This window comes from Actinoallomurus oryzae (genome assembly GCF_039541955.1).
GTDB lineage: Bacteria > Actinomycetota > Actinomycetes > Streptosporangiales > Streptosporangiaceae > Actinoallomurus > Actinoallomurus oryzae.
The window spans coordinates 127,294-142,011 of sequence record NZ_BAABHF010000035.1 but is presented as its reverse complement, the minus strand read 5'-3'; the positions used below and the strand labels follow the sequence as shown (position 1 = coordinate 142,011).

16 protein-coding genes are annotated in these 14,718 nt (G+C 70.5%); 8 read left to right on the top strand and 8 right to left on the bottom strand.

Annotation, left to right across the window (positions count from 1 at the left end; all coding sequences use genetic code 11):
* Window positions 1–8: 8 nt before the first annotated feature.
* A complete protein-coding gene (locus ABEA10_RS29205; RefSeq protein ID WP_345469324.1) occupies window positions 9–548 on the bottom strand; it encodes a hypothetical protein in 540 nt (179 codons plus the stop codon).
* A 229-nt stretch (window positions 549–777) separates the two neighbouring features.
* Window positions 778–954, bottom strand: coding sequence for a hypothetical protein (locus ABEA10_RS29200; RefSeq protein WP_345469323.1), 177 nt, complete (start codon window positions 952–954; stop codon window positions 778–780).
* 166 nt (window positions 955–1,120) lie between these two features.
* Here ABEA10_RS29200 and ABEA10_RS29195 point away from each other — a divergent pair, with 166 nt between their 5' ends.
* On the top strand, window positions 1,121–1,822 hold the full coding sequence (locus tag ABEA10_RS29195) for a TetR/AcrR family transcriptional regulator (protein WP_345469321.1): 702 nt from the start codon (window positions 1,121–1,123) through the stop codon (window positions 1,820–1,822).
* 94 nt (window positions 1,823–1,916) lie between these two features.
* On the opposite strand, the gene ABEA10_RS29190 is transcribed toward ABEA10_RS29195, so the two are convergent.
* The 4 genes from ABEA10_RS29190 to ABEA10_RS29175 form a co-directional block, all read right to left on the bottom strand.
* Window positions 1,917–3,872: a S53 family peptidase gene (locus ABEA10_RS29190; RefSeq protein WP_345469319.1), complete on the bottom strand. Its 1,956-nt coding sequence runs from the start codon at window positions 3,870–3,872 to the stop codon at window positions 1,917–1,919.
* Between the two features lie 372 nt (window positions 3,873–4,244).
* A complete protein-coding gene (locus ABEA10_RS29185) occupies window positions 4,245–5,078 on the bottom strand; it encodes an SDR family NAD(P)-dependent oxidoreductase (RefSeq protein ID WP_345469317.1) in 834 nt (277 codons plus the stop codon).
* Complete coding sequence (locus ABEA10_RS29180; protein WP_345469315.1) at window positions 5,075–6,082, bottom strand: AurF N-oxygenase family protein; 1,008 nt, start codon at window positions 6,080–6,082, stop codon at window positions 5,075–5,077. The genes ABEA10_RS29185 and ABEA10_RS29180 overlap by 4 nt, the downstream gene beginning before the upstream one ends.
* A 2-nt stretch (window positions 6,083–6,084) precedes the next feature.
* Window positions 6,085–6,735, bottom strand: a complete 651-nt coding sequence (locus ABEA10_RS29175) for a TetR/AcrR family transcriptional regulator (protein WP_345469313.1) — start codon at window positions 6,733–6,735, stop codon at window positions 6,085–6,087.
* A gap of 435 nt (window positions 6,736–7,170) precedes the next feature.
* Here ABEA10_RS29175 and ABEA10_RS29170 point away from each other — a divergent pair, with 435 nt between their 5' ends.
* Genes ABEA10_RS29170 through ABEA10_RS29165 form a run of 3 tightly spaced genes read left to right on the top strand, consistent with a single transcriptional unit; the run spans window position 7,171 to window position 8,803 of the window.
* Window positions 7,171–7,986: a helix-turn-helix domain-containing protein gene (locus ABEA10_RS29170; RefSeq protein ID WP_345469311.1), complete on the top strand. Its 816-nt coding sequence runs from the start codon at window positions 7,171–7,173 to the stop codon at window positions 7,984–7,986.
* Complete coding sequence (locus tag ABEA10_RS51305) at window positions 7,983–8,153, top strand: DUF397 domain-containing protein (RefSeq protein WP_425550974.1); 171 nt, start codon at window positions 7,983–7,985, stop codon at window positions 8,151–8,153. The genes ABEA10_RS29170 and ABEA10_RS51305 overlap by 4 nt, the downstream gene beginning before the upstream one ends.
* Window positions 8,150–8,803: a 4a-hydroxytetrahydrobiopterin dehydratase gene (locus ABEA10_RS29165; RefSeq protein WP_345469309.1), complete on the top strand. Its 654-nt coding sequence runs from the start codon at window positions 8,150–8,152 to the stop codon at window positions 8,801–8,803. Before ABEA10_RS51305 ends, ABEA10_RS29165 begins: the two co-directional genes overlap by 4 nt.
* Window positions 8,804–8,831: 28 nt before the next feature.
* Here ABEA10_RS29165 and ABEA10_RS29160 read toward each other — a convergent pair whose 3' ends face one another.
* Together ABEA10_RS29160 and ABEA10_RS29155 are read right to left on the bottom strand one after the other, a co-directional pair.
* On the bottom strand, window positions 8,832–9,494 hold the full coding sequence (locus tag ABEA10_RS29160; RefSeq protein ID WP_345469307.1) for a response regulator: 663 nt from the start codon (window positions 9,492–9,494) through the stop codon (window positions 8,832–8,834).
* Window positions 9,491–10,960 (bottom strand): HAMP domain-containing sensor histidine kinase, encoded by a 1,470-nt coding sequence (locus ABEA10_RS29155; protein WP_345469304.1) that lies wholly within the window; start codon window positions 10,958–10,960, stop codon window positions 9,491–9,493. Before ABEA10_RS29155 ends, ABEA10_RS29160 begins: the two co-directional genes overlap by 4 nt.
* 176 nt (window positions 10,961–11,136) lie before the next feature.
* On the opposite strand from ABEA10_RS29155, the gene ABEA10_RS29150 reads away from it, so the two are divergent.
* The 4 genes from ABEA10_RS29150 to ABEA10_RS29135 are packed head-to-tail and all read left to right on the top strand — an operon-like array spanning window position 11,137 to window position 14,653.
* The gene (locus tag ABEA10_RS29150) at window positions 11,137–11,655 is read left to right on the top strand and encodes a hypothetical protein (RefSeq protein ID WP_345469302.1); all 519 of its coding nucleotides are present in this window, start codon (window positions 11,137–11,139) and stop codon (window positions 11,653–11,655) included.
* 1 nt (window position 11,656) lies between these two features.
* Window positions 11,657–12,787, top strand: coding sequence for a peptidoglycan-binding protein (locus ABEA10_RS29145; RefSeq protein ID WP_345469300.1), 1,131 nt, complete (start codon window positions 11,657–11,659; stop codon window positions 12,785–12,787).
* Window positions 12,774–13,439 carry an ABC transporter ATP-binding protein gene (locus ABEA10_RS29140; protein ID WP_345469298.1) on the top strand — a complete coding sequence of 222 codons (666 nt, stop codon included), beginning with the start codon at window positions 12,774–12,776 and terminating at the stop codon, window positions 13,437–13,439. Before ABEA10_RS29145 ends, ABEA10_RS29140 begins: the two co-directional genes overlap by 14 nt.
* Window positions 13,436–14,653, top strand: a complete 1,218-nt coding sequence (locus ABEA10_RS29135; RefSeq protein WP_345469296.1) for an ABC transporter permease — start codon at window positions 13,436–13,438, stop codon at window positions 14,651–14,653. The genes ABEA10_RS29140 and ABEA10_RS29135 overlap by 4 nt, the downstream gene beginning before the upstream one ends.
* Window positions 14,654–14,718 lie beyond the last annotated feature (65 nt).

Below are 14,718 nucleotides of genomic sequence, written 5' to 3'. Positions count from 1 at the left end.
CGGGCCTCCTACGGGCTGGAGATCTGGAAAGCGGGACTGAACGTGAATGTGGCCTGGGCCGTGATCCAGTCGCCGGCCAGGAAAAGGCCGAGGCAGCCGGAGCCCGTACCGGTGGGAATGGTCAACTTCGGGGTGGCGTCGGTGTCGATGGTGAGTGCGCCGCTGTTGTCATAGGTCACATTGTCGAGCTCGCCGCGCATTCTTGTCGTGCATGCGCCGGCTATGTTGACGACGAGATCGGTGCCGGTCAGCGTGCCCGTGGTGAAACCGTTGCCGGGCCACGAGGCGTTGAAGAACCCGAGGGTGCCGCTCACGCTCGCCGTGAGGTTGAGCGCGGTGGTGCAACTGAGGGCCAAGCCCGTGGTGGCGAAGAGGTCCGTGCCCGGCCCGGTCCCGTCGGGGGCGTCGACGGACCAGGTCCCATGGCACATGATCCGAGCGCCCGTGTCGACGTCGGTCAAGGTGAGATTCGAGGTCGTGCCGGTGCTGTCTCCGCCGTTCGTCACGGTGAAGGTGGTGGCGGCGGCCGGGGAGGAGCCGAGCGCCACCGCGGTCGCGGCGATGCCCGCGAATAAGGTTCCGGCGAAAATCTTGCGCATGACGCTTTCGCCCTTCGGATAATGGGCCGAGCTTGATTTCGCACATTACCCGCAGGGAGTGCGGCCTTCAATGGCTGAATGCGCGAGAAGAAGCCGTCTCTCCTTGATCAATTAAATTATTGTCATGCGCCCACCATGAAGAACGCGGTTTTTGTAGCGGAATCACATTCTGAGTGCGTCAGTCGGCGGGGTCCTCGTCGTCGCCCTGCGTCTCGTGGTGAGTCTCCTTGGTGGCGTCGTAGCGCCGGCCGACCGACTCGGCGGCGCGGTCGGACAGCTCCGACGCCGTGCCACGGTCGTCCCGGTCTTTCCGCTCCTCGGACGCCTGGTCGTCGCGTCGGCCCTCGGCCTCCATCGGACTGCCTCCTTGTGGGTCGTCGTCGTTCCTTGCGCCCGGCCCTACCCGGAATCAGCGCGTTCGATCACCGGCTGAGCGGTCGTGGACCGCCCGGGACGCCACCGGCCACCGTTGCCAAGAGCGGCGCTCTCGTTTCGTTGCGATGCTCTGTTATGGTCGAGGCATGAACGCGAGCCGTACGGCACGGGAACGGGTGCGCGCCGAGCTCATGGCGGAGATCACCGACATCGCCCGCAGGCACCTGGCCAAGGACGGCGCGGCCGGGCTGTCACTGCGGGCCGTCGCCCGGGAGATGGGGATGGTCTCCTCGGCGATCTACCGCTACTACCCGAGCCGAGACGATCTGCTGACCGCACTGATCATCGACGGTTACAACGCCGCGGGCAGGGCGGTGAAGGAGGCCGAGGCCGCCCGCGACCGCACGGACTTCCTGGGGCGCTGGCTCGCGCTCTGCCACGGCCTGCGCGACTGGGCCCTCGCGCATCCCCACGAGTACGCGCTGCTCTACGGCTCGCCCGTACCCGGCTACCGCGCGCCGGAGGACACCATCGCCCCGGCGTCGACGTCCGCGGAGGTCTTCGGGCGGCTGGTCGGCGACGCCTTCCGCGCGGGCGTGCTGGACCCGCCGGGCGGCTACCCGCCGGCGCCGGCCTCGTTCGCCGCCGACGCCGCCAGGATCAGAGACGCGATCATGCCCGGCGTGCCCGACGACGTCGTCGCCCGCGCGGCCACCGCCTGGCCGGGGCTGTTCGGCGCGGTGAGCTTCGAGCTGTTCGGGCAGTACAACAACGTCCTCTCCGACCTGACCGCGACCTTCGACTACGCGATGCGGGGCCTCGGCCGCTTCATCGGCCTGCCGGAGTGACACCGCGAGAAAAGGCGCGAACGAAAAGGCGCGGGGCCGGATGCGACAGGTCGTCGCACCCGGCCCCGCGCCGTTCGATGGAACGGGCCGTTCCCTACCGGAAGGACCGCATGTACGCGGCGGTCGGGCTGCCCACACCGGTGCCTCGGTCATAGCCCCGGACGGCGTTCAGGGCGTCCTGCGCCGGAATGCCCTTGTTCCCGGAGGTGACGAGGATGTACTGCAGCGGACCGGTCGCCGCGTACGGGTCGGTGTAGTTCGTACGGACGTACGCGACCGGGCTGTTCTTGCCGAGCGGCGTGTCGGTCACGTCGTGGTACGCCTTCGTGCCCGCCCGGAGGTAGATCGCCGGGTTGGCGAACCCGATCGGCTGACGGCCCTGGGCCTGCTGGGCCAGCGCCTGCAGACCGGCGATGATCGGGCAGGACAGGCTCGTGCCGCCGACGCGGCTCTCGGTGTAGCCGAACGAACCGTCCGGACGCTGGTTCCACTCCGGGTACCGGATGCCGGTGCCGGAGTCGCCCACCGCGGAGATGTCCGGGATGGTGCGCATCGGCTGCTTGGCCGTCGTACCGTCCGGCAGGTTGGTGCTCTGCGACCGGGGCACGACGCCGCGCTGGTAGCCCGGCTGGGCGAACAGGTCGCTCGTACCGCCACCGCCGCCGGCCGAGTAGGTCGTCGGGTAGCTGCCGGGCGGCGGGTAGCTCCAGCTCTTGCCGTTCGCCGCGAGGCTGTCGTACTGGACGTTCCAGTGCGTCTCGAACTCGTAGTTGTTGTGCTTGCCGACCGCGAGGGTCGTGCCGCCGACCGCGGTCACCCACGGGTCGGAGACGGGCAGGTCGGCCTGACGCCTCGTCGAGGCCGCGTCGCCGTACCGGGCCTGGCACGGGGTGCCGGGCACCTCGTAGCCGCAGTCACCGGTGGAGAAGTAGAAGCCGATGCCCTCGATCGCGCCCTGCTTGAAGATCGACTCTTCCGCGTCGATCATCGCCTGGGTGTAGTGCTCGGCCAGGTCGCCCCACGAGTTGCTGACGATGTCGGCCAGGTGGTTGTCGACGATGTTCGTGAGCGCGTCGTCCAGGCCGTCGGCGCAGTTCTGGCCGCCGACGTAGACGACGTTGGCCTTGGGCGCCATGGCGTGCACGGCGGTGACGTCCAGCGCCTCCTCGCCGTACCAGCCGGCCGCGCCGCACTCGTCGACGAGGTCGAAGGTCGACGGCAGCACCTCACGGTACTGGCCCTTGGCGAACGCCGGGCTGCCGTACTTCTTGGAGAACTGGTTGGAGACCTCCTCCATCTTCGGCGCGGCGTAGGCGTCGACGATCGCGACCGTCACGCCCTTGCCGGTCAGCCCGCTCGCGGTCGAGCCGTACGCGCCGCGCAGCTGCTGGGGGAGGAGGCCGCACATCGCCCGCGACTGGTGCTTGCCGTACGCGGTCGGCTTGTCCGTCGCGACCTTCTGGTTCCAGTACTGAGCGCAGGGCTCGGCGACGTTGTAGTTCGGCTCCGGCGGGGGCAGCGTGTCGCTGTGCGTGCGCAGGTGCTTGCCGGTGTCCAGACCGGTCACCGTGAGAACCGAGGACGCCACCGAGTCGGGGACGGTGGCGTTGCTCTCCGGCGCGCGGGCGACCGTGCCCTGGGCCGCGTAGTTGCGGAACTCGGTGCCGAACGCCTTCGTCGCCTTGTCCACGTGACCGGTCACGTGGAGGTAGTGGCTGTTGGAGCCGGCGAGGTCGACGTACAGGCCCGAGCTGCGGATCCACGAGGTGACAGCGTTGATCTGTTGCCGGCTCGCCCCGAAGCGCTGGTTGAACTGCTGCGGGGTGAGGTATTTGCCGTACAGCGCGTTACCCGGCGTGGAGACGGCCTGAGCGTAGGCGTCGAGTCCCTTGGGGTCGCGGCCGGTCAGCCAGACCTTCACGTCGACCCGCTGCTTGCTGTCGGTCTTGCCGCGGTCAACGGAAGAGGCAGCCCACGTGGGCTTGGTCCCCGCCACCGTATGCCGGTCGCTCGCCTGCGCTGTGCCGGTAGCCGAGAGGGTCGCTGCCACGAGCGGCAGTGCCACGGCTGCGGCTGTCAGAGCGCGACGGCGTCGTCCGTCTCGTGACATCCACCAGTCCTTTCGTCAGCGGCGCATAAGGCCGCGACGAGAGGATTTCGGTGCTCTTAACGTGAAGCAATAGTCGTTATGAAAAAGATGCAAAAATCGGGAACTGGGGGCCAGAAGTGGACATCTCGGTGTGAGCTTGAGCACGGAGAGAGCGGGTCATTTTTTCGCCATATCGATTGACGGAACGGAACCGATGGTTCCTCGTCCGTGACTTCTCGCCCGGCCGCGCCGATCTGCCGGATGCGGCTACGCCGCCGCGGCCCCGGCGACGCGACGGCGTGAACCAGGTGGCAGAAGGACGCGGGTCGTCGGTCAGTGACTCTGCGTGCCGTTGCCCGCCGGGCCGAGGCGGCCGATGCTGCGGCCCGCGATCCGCACGGCGCCTTCGGGTGACATGCGGACACCGCGCCAGGCGGCGCGGGCCGAGGCCGGGGCGACGATCAGCGCCTGGTTCTTCTCCACGCCGCGCAGCACGTCGCGGGCCAGCGCCTCGGGGGTGTACAGGCGCCGCTGCACCTTCAGCGCCGCCTCGCGTGCGTGGGTTCCCGCCTCGGTGGCCGGCAGGTCCGGGTTGGCGTTGTCGAGCAGGGGGGTGTCCACGAAGCCGGGGCAGATCACGCTCACCCGTACGCCCGCGGCCGCCGCCTCGGCGCGCAGGGCGAGGCTCAGGCCGACCACCGCGTGCTTGGTCGTGGTGTACGGCAGCATCAGCGGCGCCGGTACGAGGCCCGCGAGCGAGGCGGTGTTGACGATGTGCCCGTGCCCCTGCTTCAGCAGGATCGGGTACGCCGCGTGCACCCCGTGGATGACGCCGCGCAGGTTCACGTCCAGGGTCTTGTTCCAGTGGTCGAGGGTGAGCTCGTCGGTACGGCCGCCGACCGCGATGCCGGCGTTGTTGAAGACCAGGTCGAGCCGTCCGTGCCGCTCGGCGACGTCGCCGTACAGCGCGGCGACCTGCTCGGCGTCGGTCACGTCGAGCGCGGCGGCCTCGGCCTCGCCCCGTTCGGACAGGCGCGCGGCGACCTTCTCCGCGCGTTCCTTGTCGAGGTCGGCGACGACGACGCTGTCACCCCGTAGGACGAGAGCGGTCGCGATGGCGCGGCCGATGCCGGAGGCGCCACCCGTGATGACGGCGATGCGGGTCACTTCGCCGCCTTTCCGGTCTTACGGGTCTTCTGCTGGGGCTCGTCCCAGAGGCCGACGGCCTGCCAGAGCCGGCGGCTGACGCCGTCGACCATGCCGATCTCGGCGGCGAGCTCGCGGACCTTGGCGACGCAGTTCTTCATCTCGCCCTTCCAGGCGTCGTTCTTGCCGTACGCCTCGCGGATGACGTCCTTGGGAATGCCGAAGTGGCGCACCATCGTGCCGGGCGGCGCGAGCATGATGCGCGCCATGAGGCCGAGGATCAGCGGGGACATCACGCCGAGCGCCTTGCGGCGTACCGGGTTGATGCGCGGCACCCGGTGCTTGAGGTAGTGCCGGGCGAAGGAGATGTGCCGCGCCTCCTCCGCGATGTGGATGCGCAGGATCTTGTCCTGCAGCGGGTGCCTGATGTGACCGCCCTTGATGCTCTGCCGCTGGAAGTAGTCGATCGGATCCTCACCGCCGAGCACGAACACGAAGAACAGCTCGGTGGAGATCCGCGGGATGTGCGGCGCGACCTGCGCGAGGATGTCGAGGCTGCGCGGCATGCCCTTGATGGGCATTCCCGTACGGTTGACGAACTCCTGGAACATCATCGCGTGATGGCATTCCTCGGTCGTCTCGTGCAGGACGTACCGGAACTCGGGGGAGCCGTTCGGCAGCTTGTACGCGTAGGCGAGCAGGCCGCGCTTGAGCAGGTTCTCGAACTGCAGGCCGATCTTCATCATCGTCGCGACGCGCCACAGCCCGATCTGGGCCTGGACGTGCTCCGGCTGGCCGCGGTACCACTCGGTGGCGCCGAGCCGGTCGATCGGCGGCAGGATCCAGCGGGGGTCGTTCGGGTCGACCTTGAAGTCGGGGTCCTCCCACGGGATGTCGGCGTACGCCTCCCAGTGCTTGTCCACGGAGGCCTTCGACAGGCGCTGGATGACGCCGACATAGGCCTTGCGGTCCTGGACCTTCTCGCGGACTTCCTCGTCCAGCGTCGTGCTCGTCGGATTGGGCATTGTCACTCCCCTGAGTCGGCCGGGATGAGCAGACGGGCGAAGCTCTTGAGCTGTGTCAGTACCGCCGCCTGGTGTCCGTGGGCGTCGTCGTCCAGGGAGTTCTGCAGCGTCAGGCCGATCATCGTGGCGAACAGCGTGCGGATCACCGTGTTCGCGGCCTGTGCGTCCAGCGACGTGGGGAACAGCCGGTTGAACGTCTCGAGGATCACCTGCACCACGCGCTCGTTGATGTCGAGGCTGAGCTCCCGCAGGGTCTCGTCGGTCCGCGCGGCCATGGCGAGTTCCATGAGCGCGAGCGAGGGCGCCTGCCGGAAGGTGTCCCAGAGCAGGTCGAGCGCCCCTTCGACGTTGCGCCGGCCGTCGGGCAACTCGGCGAACGCGCGCTCGTACGCGAGGCGCTGACGTTCGAGGAGATGCTCGAGGGAGGCGGCGACCAGCAGCATCTTGGTGGGGTAGTGGTGCTGCTGCGCCCCGCGCGACACACCCGCGCGCCGGGCGACCTCGGTGGTCGACGTGCCCGACCAGCCCAGCTCGGCGAGACACTCCATGGTGGCGTCGAGCAACCGCCCCTGGGTCTCGGCGCGCCGCTCCTCCTGCGTACGGGAAGCCGCGTGCCGGTGCTGGCCGTGACGTCGGCGACTGCTTACTGACACGCCTCCGACGGTAGGCGCGACAAAACATGCAATCAAGCCTGCTTGTATGTTGCCCGGATCACAATTGGACACGGAGTCCAGGAGCCGTGCCCGTCAGCCGCTGCGGCGGCGTGGCGATCATCGTGGGTGTCGCGGTGACTCTCCGTTACGCGGAGAGAGCGCGAGGCGATCGGCTCTCCGAGCGGCCCGTGACGGCCGCCGTCGAGCCGAGGCCGTCTTACCGGTCGTTTCGGGGGACGCCTTTTCCGGGCGGGGCGGGTTGGTCGCTGATCGGATGCGTGTGCAGCTCCTCGGTGGATAAATCGTCAGTATTCGCATTCGGTGAATCATCTGTGGTGAGAAAGGCGATTAGAGCTGCCGATTTCTCCCTCAAGAACGAATTTTTCGGGCTAGATTCGGTCGCGGCAAAAGCGATTGATGACGATGGGGGCTGCCATGCAGATCGGCAAAGACCTTGTGAATCCAAAACTCTCACTCTGGCACTTCTTGGCCTGGCAGCTACGGTACGAGCGTCAGCGACGCGGTCTCTCGCTCAACCAGATGGGGAAAATCATCAGCGCCGCCCCGTCGACCGTCTCCAACATCGAGGCCGGTCGCCGGAAGATCGACGACAGGCAGGCCTACACCCTCGACCGTACGTGGGAATCCGGCTATCTCTTCCAGCTCCTGCTCTGGTACGCCCGCACGGCCCACAACCCCGACTGGTTCCGTCAATACAGCAACTACGAAGCCGAGGCTCTCGCGATCAAGATCTACCACGGCCAGGCGATCCCCGGGCCGCTACAGACAGACGAGTACATCCGCGCGCTGCTGGCGATGATTGACCCGAAGAACTTCGACACGGCGGTGGCCGAGCGGATCGCTCGTAAGGAGGGCATCTTCGGTCGTGAGGATCCACCGTATGTCTGGGCGCTGATGGACGAGAGCGTCTTGGCCCTTCCCGTAGGCGGAGCGAAGGTAATGAAGGCGCAACTGGAGCACCTCCTCCAGCTTTCCCGCTTGCCTTGCGTGAGCGTGCGGGTCATCCCCACGTCATCCGGGCCGCACCTCGGCATCGACGGCCCGTTCCAGGTCATCAGCTTGGAAGCACGGGACGTGGCCTATTCCGGAGCTCAGAACGGTGGACGCCTGATCGAGGGGACCGGCGAGGTCAAGGAGTTCGCAGTAAAGTTCGACTGTATCGGCGCGAAAGCCGCATCTGAGGATGGTTCGCGCGCCATCATCGAGCAGTATCTGGAGAGATACACATGATCCCCCAATGGCGTAAGAGTTCCCGTAGCGGCGGCATCAGTGACCAGGCATGCGTCGAGGTGGCGCGGGTGTCCGACACGATGCGGCCCGGTCGCGACGACTGCGCTCCCTCGGGGCGTCGGTCGGGTCCCTCCCCTTCTGACTCGCCCGCTACGGCGCGCGGATGACCAGGCTGACCGGGCGGCAGATCGCCGACGAGGAGCTTGCCGGGTGGGCCTACCTGCTCGGTGGCCTGCAGGCACGCATTCACACCGGTGACTTCGCGACCGGGCTGGCGGTGGTCGACGCCATCGGTGCGGCGGCCGAGGAGATGAACCATCACCCCGACCTCGACCTGCGCTACAGCCACGTCGACGTCCGCCTGACGAGCCACGACGAGCGTGGGGTCACCGACCGCGACGTTCGGCTGGCCCGTACGATCTCCTCGATCGCGGCCGGCGCGGGCGCGCGAGTGGAGTCCGCGGACGTCTCGCGGCTCGAACTCGCCCTCGACACCCCGGCCCGCGAGAAGGTCCTCCCGTTCTGGGCGGCGGTGCTGGCGATGGAGCACCTGTCCGGGCCCGGCTTCGGCGACGAGCTTCGCGATCCGTCCGATGGCCTGCCGACCGTCTGGTTCCAGGGGTCCGGCAGCGAGGAGCCCCGCCAGCGCTGGCATCCGGACGTGTGGGTGGATCCCGCGCAGGCCCGGCCGCGCATCGACGCGGCGCTCGCCGCCGGCGGCACGCTCGTCAGCGACGCGGAGGCGCCGAGCTACTGGGTACTCGCCGACCCCGAAGGCAACCGGGTCTGCCTGTGCACCTGGCAGGAGCGCGACTGAGACAGAACGTCCGCGGCGACCGCCCGGTTCAAGCGCCGTCGTCCAGCAGGGCGTCGTCCAGCGACACGACGCCCTGCTGGAGACCGAAGATCGCCGCCTGGGTGCGGTCCTGGAGGCGGAGCTTGGTCAGCACGGCCGAGACGTAGGACTTCACCGTCTCCTCGCTGATCGACATGCTGCGGGCGATCTCCCGGTTGGACCGCCCGCGCGCCAGCTTCGCGAGCACCTCGCGCTCCCGGCGGGACAACACGCCCAGCGGCCCGTCGTCCGGGACTTCGCGGACGCGCTGCACCAGCGAGGCCGCGACTCCCGGGTCCAGCACGCTCCCGCCCGTCGCGGCGGCCCGTACCGCCTCCACCACCTGGCCGGTCGCCGCGGTCTTGGACAGATAGGACAGCGCCCCGGCCCGTACCGCCTCCAGCGCCCTGTCCTCCGCCAGGAACGAGGTGAGTACGATCACCGCGGCGCGCACCGGCGGCTCTCGCAGTGCGCGCAGCACGCCCAGGCCGTCCAGGCCCGGCATGACCAGGTCGAGCAGCACCACGTCCGGGTCGAGGCGCCGGACCGCGGTGACCGCGGAACGACCGTCGGCGCACTCCCCGACGACTTCGATGTCCGGTTTCTGGTCGAGCACGAAGCGCAGTCCCTGCCGGACAACCTCGTGGTCGTCCACGATGAGCACCCGGATCACGCCGCCACCTCCGGTATCCGCGCCCGTACCACCGTGCCCTGCCCCGGTGCGCTCACCACCTGGAACGTGCCGCCGAGCTCGGTCACCCGGTCGCGCATCAGCCCGAGTCCCATGCCGTGCCGCTCGCCGGCCCGCGCCGGGTCGAAGCCGCGGCCGTCATCGCGAACCACGACCTCCACCCGTCCGCCGTCGCCGGTCAGGCTCAGCTCGATCGTCTCGGCGTCGCCGTGCCGGGTGGCGTTGCCGAGGGCCTCCTGCACCAGCCGCAGGACCGCGTGCTCGGCCTCCGGCCGCAGCTGGACCAGCCCGACGTCGGTGGTGATGCGGACGCCGAGCCGCGCCTCGTACGCCCGGCAGAGCTGGTCGAGCGCGAGTGCGAGCCCGGCGTCCTCCAGGTCGATCGGCCGCAGTTCGAGGAGCATGGCCCGCATCTCCCGCATGGTGCGCCCGACGGTGCGCTCCAGTGACTCCGCCTGGGAGCGCAGCTCGCCGTCGGTGATCGCCTCGCGCAGTCCGCCCGCCAGCAGGTTGACCGAGAACAGGTCCTGTGACACCGAGTCGTGCAGCTCACGCGCGATCCGGGTGCGTTCGGCCTGCCGGGCCGCGGCCCGCTCCGCGCGTACGGCCGCGGTCAGCCGCTCGGCCATCCGGTTGAACCCGTCCTCCAGCCGGCCGACCTCGTCGCCACCGGACACCGGGATCCGGGCCGACAGGTCGCCGTCGGCCATCGACGTGATCCCGGCCACGAGCCGCCGGACCCGCTGGATCAGCCGCCCGGTGCTCAGCAGCCCGAACAGCGCACCCATCGGCACGAGCAACCCCAGAATGATCAAACCCGGCAACAGCACGCCGCCCGCGCCGCCGAACGTGGTGTCGATCGCGGCCACCGGATCACGCCCGCTCTTGACGACGGTGCCGGAGAGCGGCCGCTGGAGGTAGACGACGCCGATGACCTGGGCGCCGACGTGCTGCGACCCGCCGGCACGGTATGCCGTGATCGGTGCGATGGCCCAGTCGACGGGCCGGTGCGGGTCCTTGGTGGTGCCCGAGCGGGACGTCGCTCCGGCGATGCTCACCGGCAACGTGGAGCCGGGGCGAGGCGACGTCGAGCCGCCCACGACCTCGCCCCGCGGCGTGGCCACGAGTTCCGTCTCGCCCGCTACGTCGGCGCGGGAGGAGGCGAACCGCTGCCGCGCCACCATGACGAGCAGTTTCTGATCGCCGAGCCGGGACCGGCCGGCGAGCCGCTCCGCCGCCGCGCTCAGCTTCGCTCCCTCGGTCTCGGCCCGCTGCATGACCGCGTCGGTCGCCGACTGGCCGACGACGAACTTCACCTTCTGGTCCGCCGACCGCAGCCGGGGCACGAAGATCGCGAGGAGAACCGCCTCGACCGCGACCACGACCACTGTGGACAGGGCCACGTACGAGACGGCCATCCGGAAGCGCAGACCTGACCGAGAGAACATCTCCACCGCCTGAACGTCCGCCACGGACGACCGGGGCCGGACCGAACCATGAAACCACTCGACCGGTCGGAATGCTCTCAGGCCGGGACGGGGTCACGGTGCCCTCGAAAGTGGTGGTGCGAGTCGCCACATTCGGGGGGAGCCCGGAGCAGGCCGTCCGCCCGACCATCAACGGCATGACACTTAGGATGGCTCTCGCCGGTCTGGCGCTGGCGTCGTTGCTCACCGGATGCGGCGGCGGCCACGGTCACTCCGCCTCATCCACCCCGGCCACGTCCGGTGCCCGGCAGGGGGCCGCACGCGGGAACGACGCGGCGCTCTGGCGGCAGCTCGCCGCCTGCCTGCGCCGGCACGGTGTACCCAACTTTCCCGACCCGGTCCAGGATCCCAGCGGCAGCTGGGGCCCGCCGGCGAACACCAGCAAACCGCCCCAGTCGGCGATGACCGCCTGCAAGTCGATCGCGAACCAGTTGCCGGGCCGCCGCCCCGCGGCCTCCGCGGGGGACATGGCGAAGTTGCGGCGGTTCGCCCAGTGCATGCGCGCGCACGGCGTGTCCGACTGGCCCGACCCGAAGGCGGACGGCAGCTTCGACCTGCCGCAGCGGCTGCGGGCGGGCAAGCAGGTCTTCAAGACACAGCTGGCGGCCTGCCGGCAGTACATGACCGGCGGGCAGATCCTCGTCTCGGGCGGCTGAGGTGAAGCGGAGACGCCAGGCGGCGGTCGCCGGGGGGCTCGTGCTGATCGGCGTGGCGGCCGTGTCGGGCTGGGCGCTGTTCGACGGGTCCGCCGCGGGCCCGGAGCCGGCGGCGACCGCCCCGGCCACGGCCACCGCCCCGGTCACCCGTACCGATGTTGCCCAGCGCAGTCCGGCCAACGGCACGCTGGGCCACGCGGGCGGCTACGACCTGGTCGCGGCCGGGCAGGGCACGATCACCCGGCTACCGGCGGTCGGCCAGGTGGTCAAGCGGGGCGACGCCGCGTACGAGGTCGACGGGCGACGGGTACCGCTGCTGTACGGAACGCGGGCCGTGTGGCGGACCTTCCGGCTGGGGATGAGCGACGGTTCGGACGTCCGGCAGCTGGAGACCAACCTGACGGCCCTCGGTTACGGAGACGCGCTGACCGTGGACGGACACTTCTCGTACGCGACGTACTGGGCCGTACGCCGTTGGCAGGACGACGCGCACCTGCCGGTGACCGGGACCGTGCCGCTCGGCCGGATCGTGTTCGCGCCCGGCGCCGTGCGGATCACCGGGCGGGACGTCAAGGCCGGGACTCCGGTGCATCCCGGGCTGCTCGTCGTCCACGGCAGCAGCGACCGCCGGGTGGTGACCGTCCAGCTGTCACCCGCCGACACCCCCAAGGTCCACGTCGGCGACGACGCCATCGTCACGCTTCCGGACGGCACCTCACGCCGGGGCACGGTCACCGCCGTCAGCGCGGTCGCGTCCTCGTCTAACGGCGACTCCGGGGCGTCCGGCGGTTCGCCGGGCGGCGGTTCGTCCGGCGGTTCGTCCGGCGGTGGCTCACCGTCGGTGGTGCCGGCGACGGTCACCGTCGACGGCGCGTTGCACGGGTACCTCGACCAGGCGCAGGTGCAGGTGCAGATCACCTCGGACGAGCACAAGAACGTCCTGGCGGTGCCGATCGTCGCGCTGCGCGCGCTGCCCGGCGGCCGGTACGAGGTCGTCGTGGTGGACGGCGCGACGCGTCGCCACGTGCCGGTCGAGACCGGGCTGTTCGACGAGACGAACGGAGTGGCCGAGGTCTCCGGCGCGGGGCTGACCGAGGGCGCGCACGTGGAGGTGCCCGGTGCCGGTTCTTGAGCTGCGCGAGGTGCGCAAGACCTACCCGGGCGAGCCGCCCGTCGAATCCGTGAAGGGCATCGACCTGACCGTCGAGCCGGGGGAGATGCTCGCGGTACGGGGCGCGTCCGGCTCGGGAAAGTCGACGCTCCTGCACCTGATGGCCGGGCTGGACCGGCCGACCAGCGGCTCGGTGCGCATCGACGGACGCCCGGTCGAGGGCCTGGGCGACCGGCGGCTCGCCGGGCTGCGGGCGCACCGGGTCGGCGTGGTGTTCCAGCAGTTCTTCCTGCTGGAAGCGCTGACCGCGCTGGACAACGTCGCCGCCGGACTGCTGTACCGGGGCGTCCCGGTCGCCCGCAGGAGGCGGGCCGCGGCCGAGGCGCTCGCCCGGGTCGGCCTGGCGCACCGGATGCGGCACCGCGTCACCAGGATGTCCGGCGGGGAACGCCAGCGCGTCGCCATCGCCCGCGCCGTCGTCGGGCGTCCCGCGATCGTGTTCGCCGACGAGCCGACCGGCAACCTCGATTCGGGCACCGAGAAGGAGATCATGGAGTTGTTGCGCGAGCTGAACGACGACGGCACCACCCTCGTCGTGGTCACGCACGACGAGGAGGTCGCCGCGGCGTGCCGCCGCTCGATCGAGATCCGCGACGGCCGGGTGGTGCGGTGAACCGCGCACGCACAGGCGGCGCCGCGACGGCCGACCGGAGCGTCCTGCGCCCACGGGACCTGCTGCCGACCAGCACGCTGGGGCTGCGATCCCGGCGGATGCGGGCGGTCCTGTCCGCGCTCGGCATCGCGATCGGCATCGCCTCCCTGGTCGCCGTGCTCGGCGTCACCCGCTCCAGCCAGTCCGCCCTGCTGGCCCAGATCGACCGGCTCGGCACCAACCTGCTCACCGTGGCGAACGGGCAGGGCCTGAGCGGCGGTGAGGCGGCGCTGCCGGCCACCGCGTCCCCCATGATCCGGCAGATCCGGTATGTGGAGAGCGTCGCGCCCACCGCCCAGCTCACCGGCGCCGACGTGTTCCGTAACGACCACGTGCCGGCCGGGCAGACCGGCGGCCTCGCGGTACGCGCCTGCGACCGGACCCTGCCGGTCACGCTCGGCGGCACCGTGCCGGCCGGGCGGTTCCTGGACGGCGGCCCCTATCCGGTCACCGTCCTGGGCCACGACGCCGCCGCCACTCTGGGCGTCACGGACGTCGGCCCCGGCAGCCGGGTCTGGCTGGGCGGCCACTGGTTCACCGTCGCCGGAATCCTGCGGCCCCTCCCGCTCGCCCCGGAGATCGACCGGTCGGCGCTGGTGTCGTTCGCGGCGGCCGCCCGGCTGCTCGGCTACGACGGCCACCCGAGCCGGATCTACGTGCGGACGGACCCGGAGCACGTGCCCGAGGTGGCGGGCCTGCTCGCCGCCACCGCCGACCCGGCGCAGCCGTACCAGGTGAACGTCTCCCGGCCGTCCGACGCGCTCACCGCCCGGCTCGCCGTCAAGCAGGCCGACAACTCCCTGTTCCTCGGCCTCGGCGGGATCGCCCTGCTCGTCGGTGCGATCGGCATCGCGAACGTGATGGTGATCGCGGTGCTGGAGCGGCGTTCGGAGATCGGCCTGCGCCGGGCGCTCGGGGCGACGCGGGCGCACATCGCCGCGCAGTTCCTCGCCGAGTCGCTGGTGCTGTCCACACTGGGCGGCCTCGCCGGCCTGGCCATCGGCGTCGGCGTGACCGCCGGGATGGCGTACGCGCACGGCTGGGACATGGCCGTCCCGGCACAGGCGCTGTGGGGCGGCGCGGGGATCGCACTGGTGGTCGGCGCGATCGCCGGACTCTACCCCGCCCGGCGCGCGGCCCGCCTGTCACCCACGGACGCCTTGCGCACCGCCTGAACCGCCGCACAGCGGCCCGATGGTGAGGGCGGGGTAGGGACGGTCCGCCCACCCGTACGGATCGC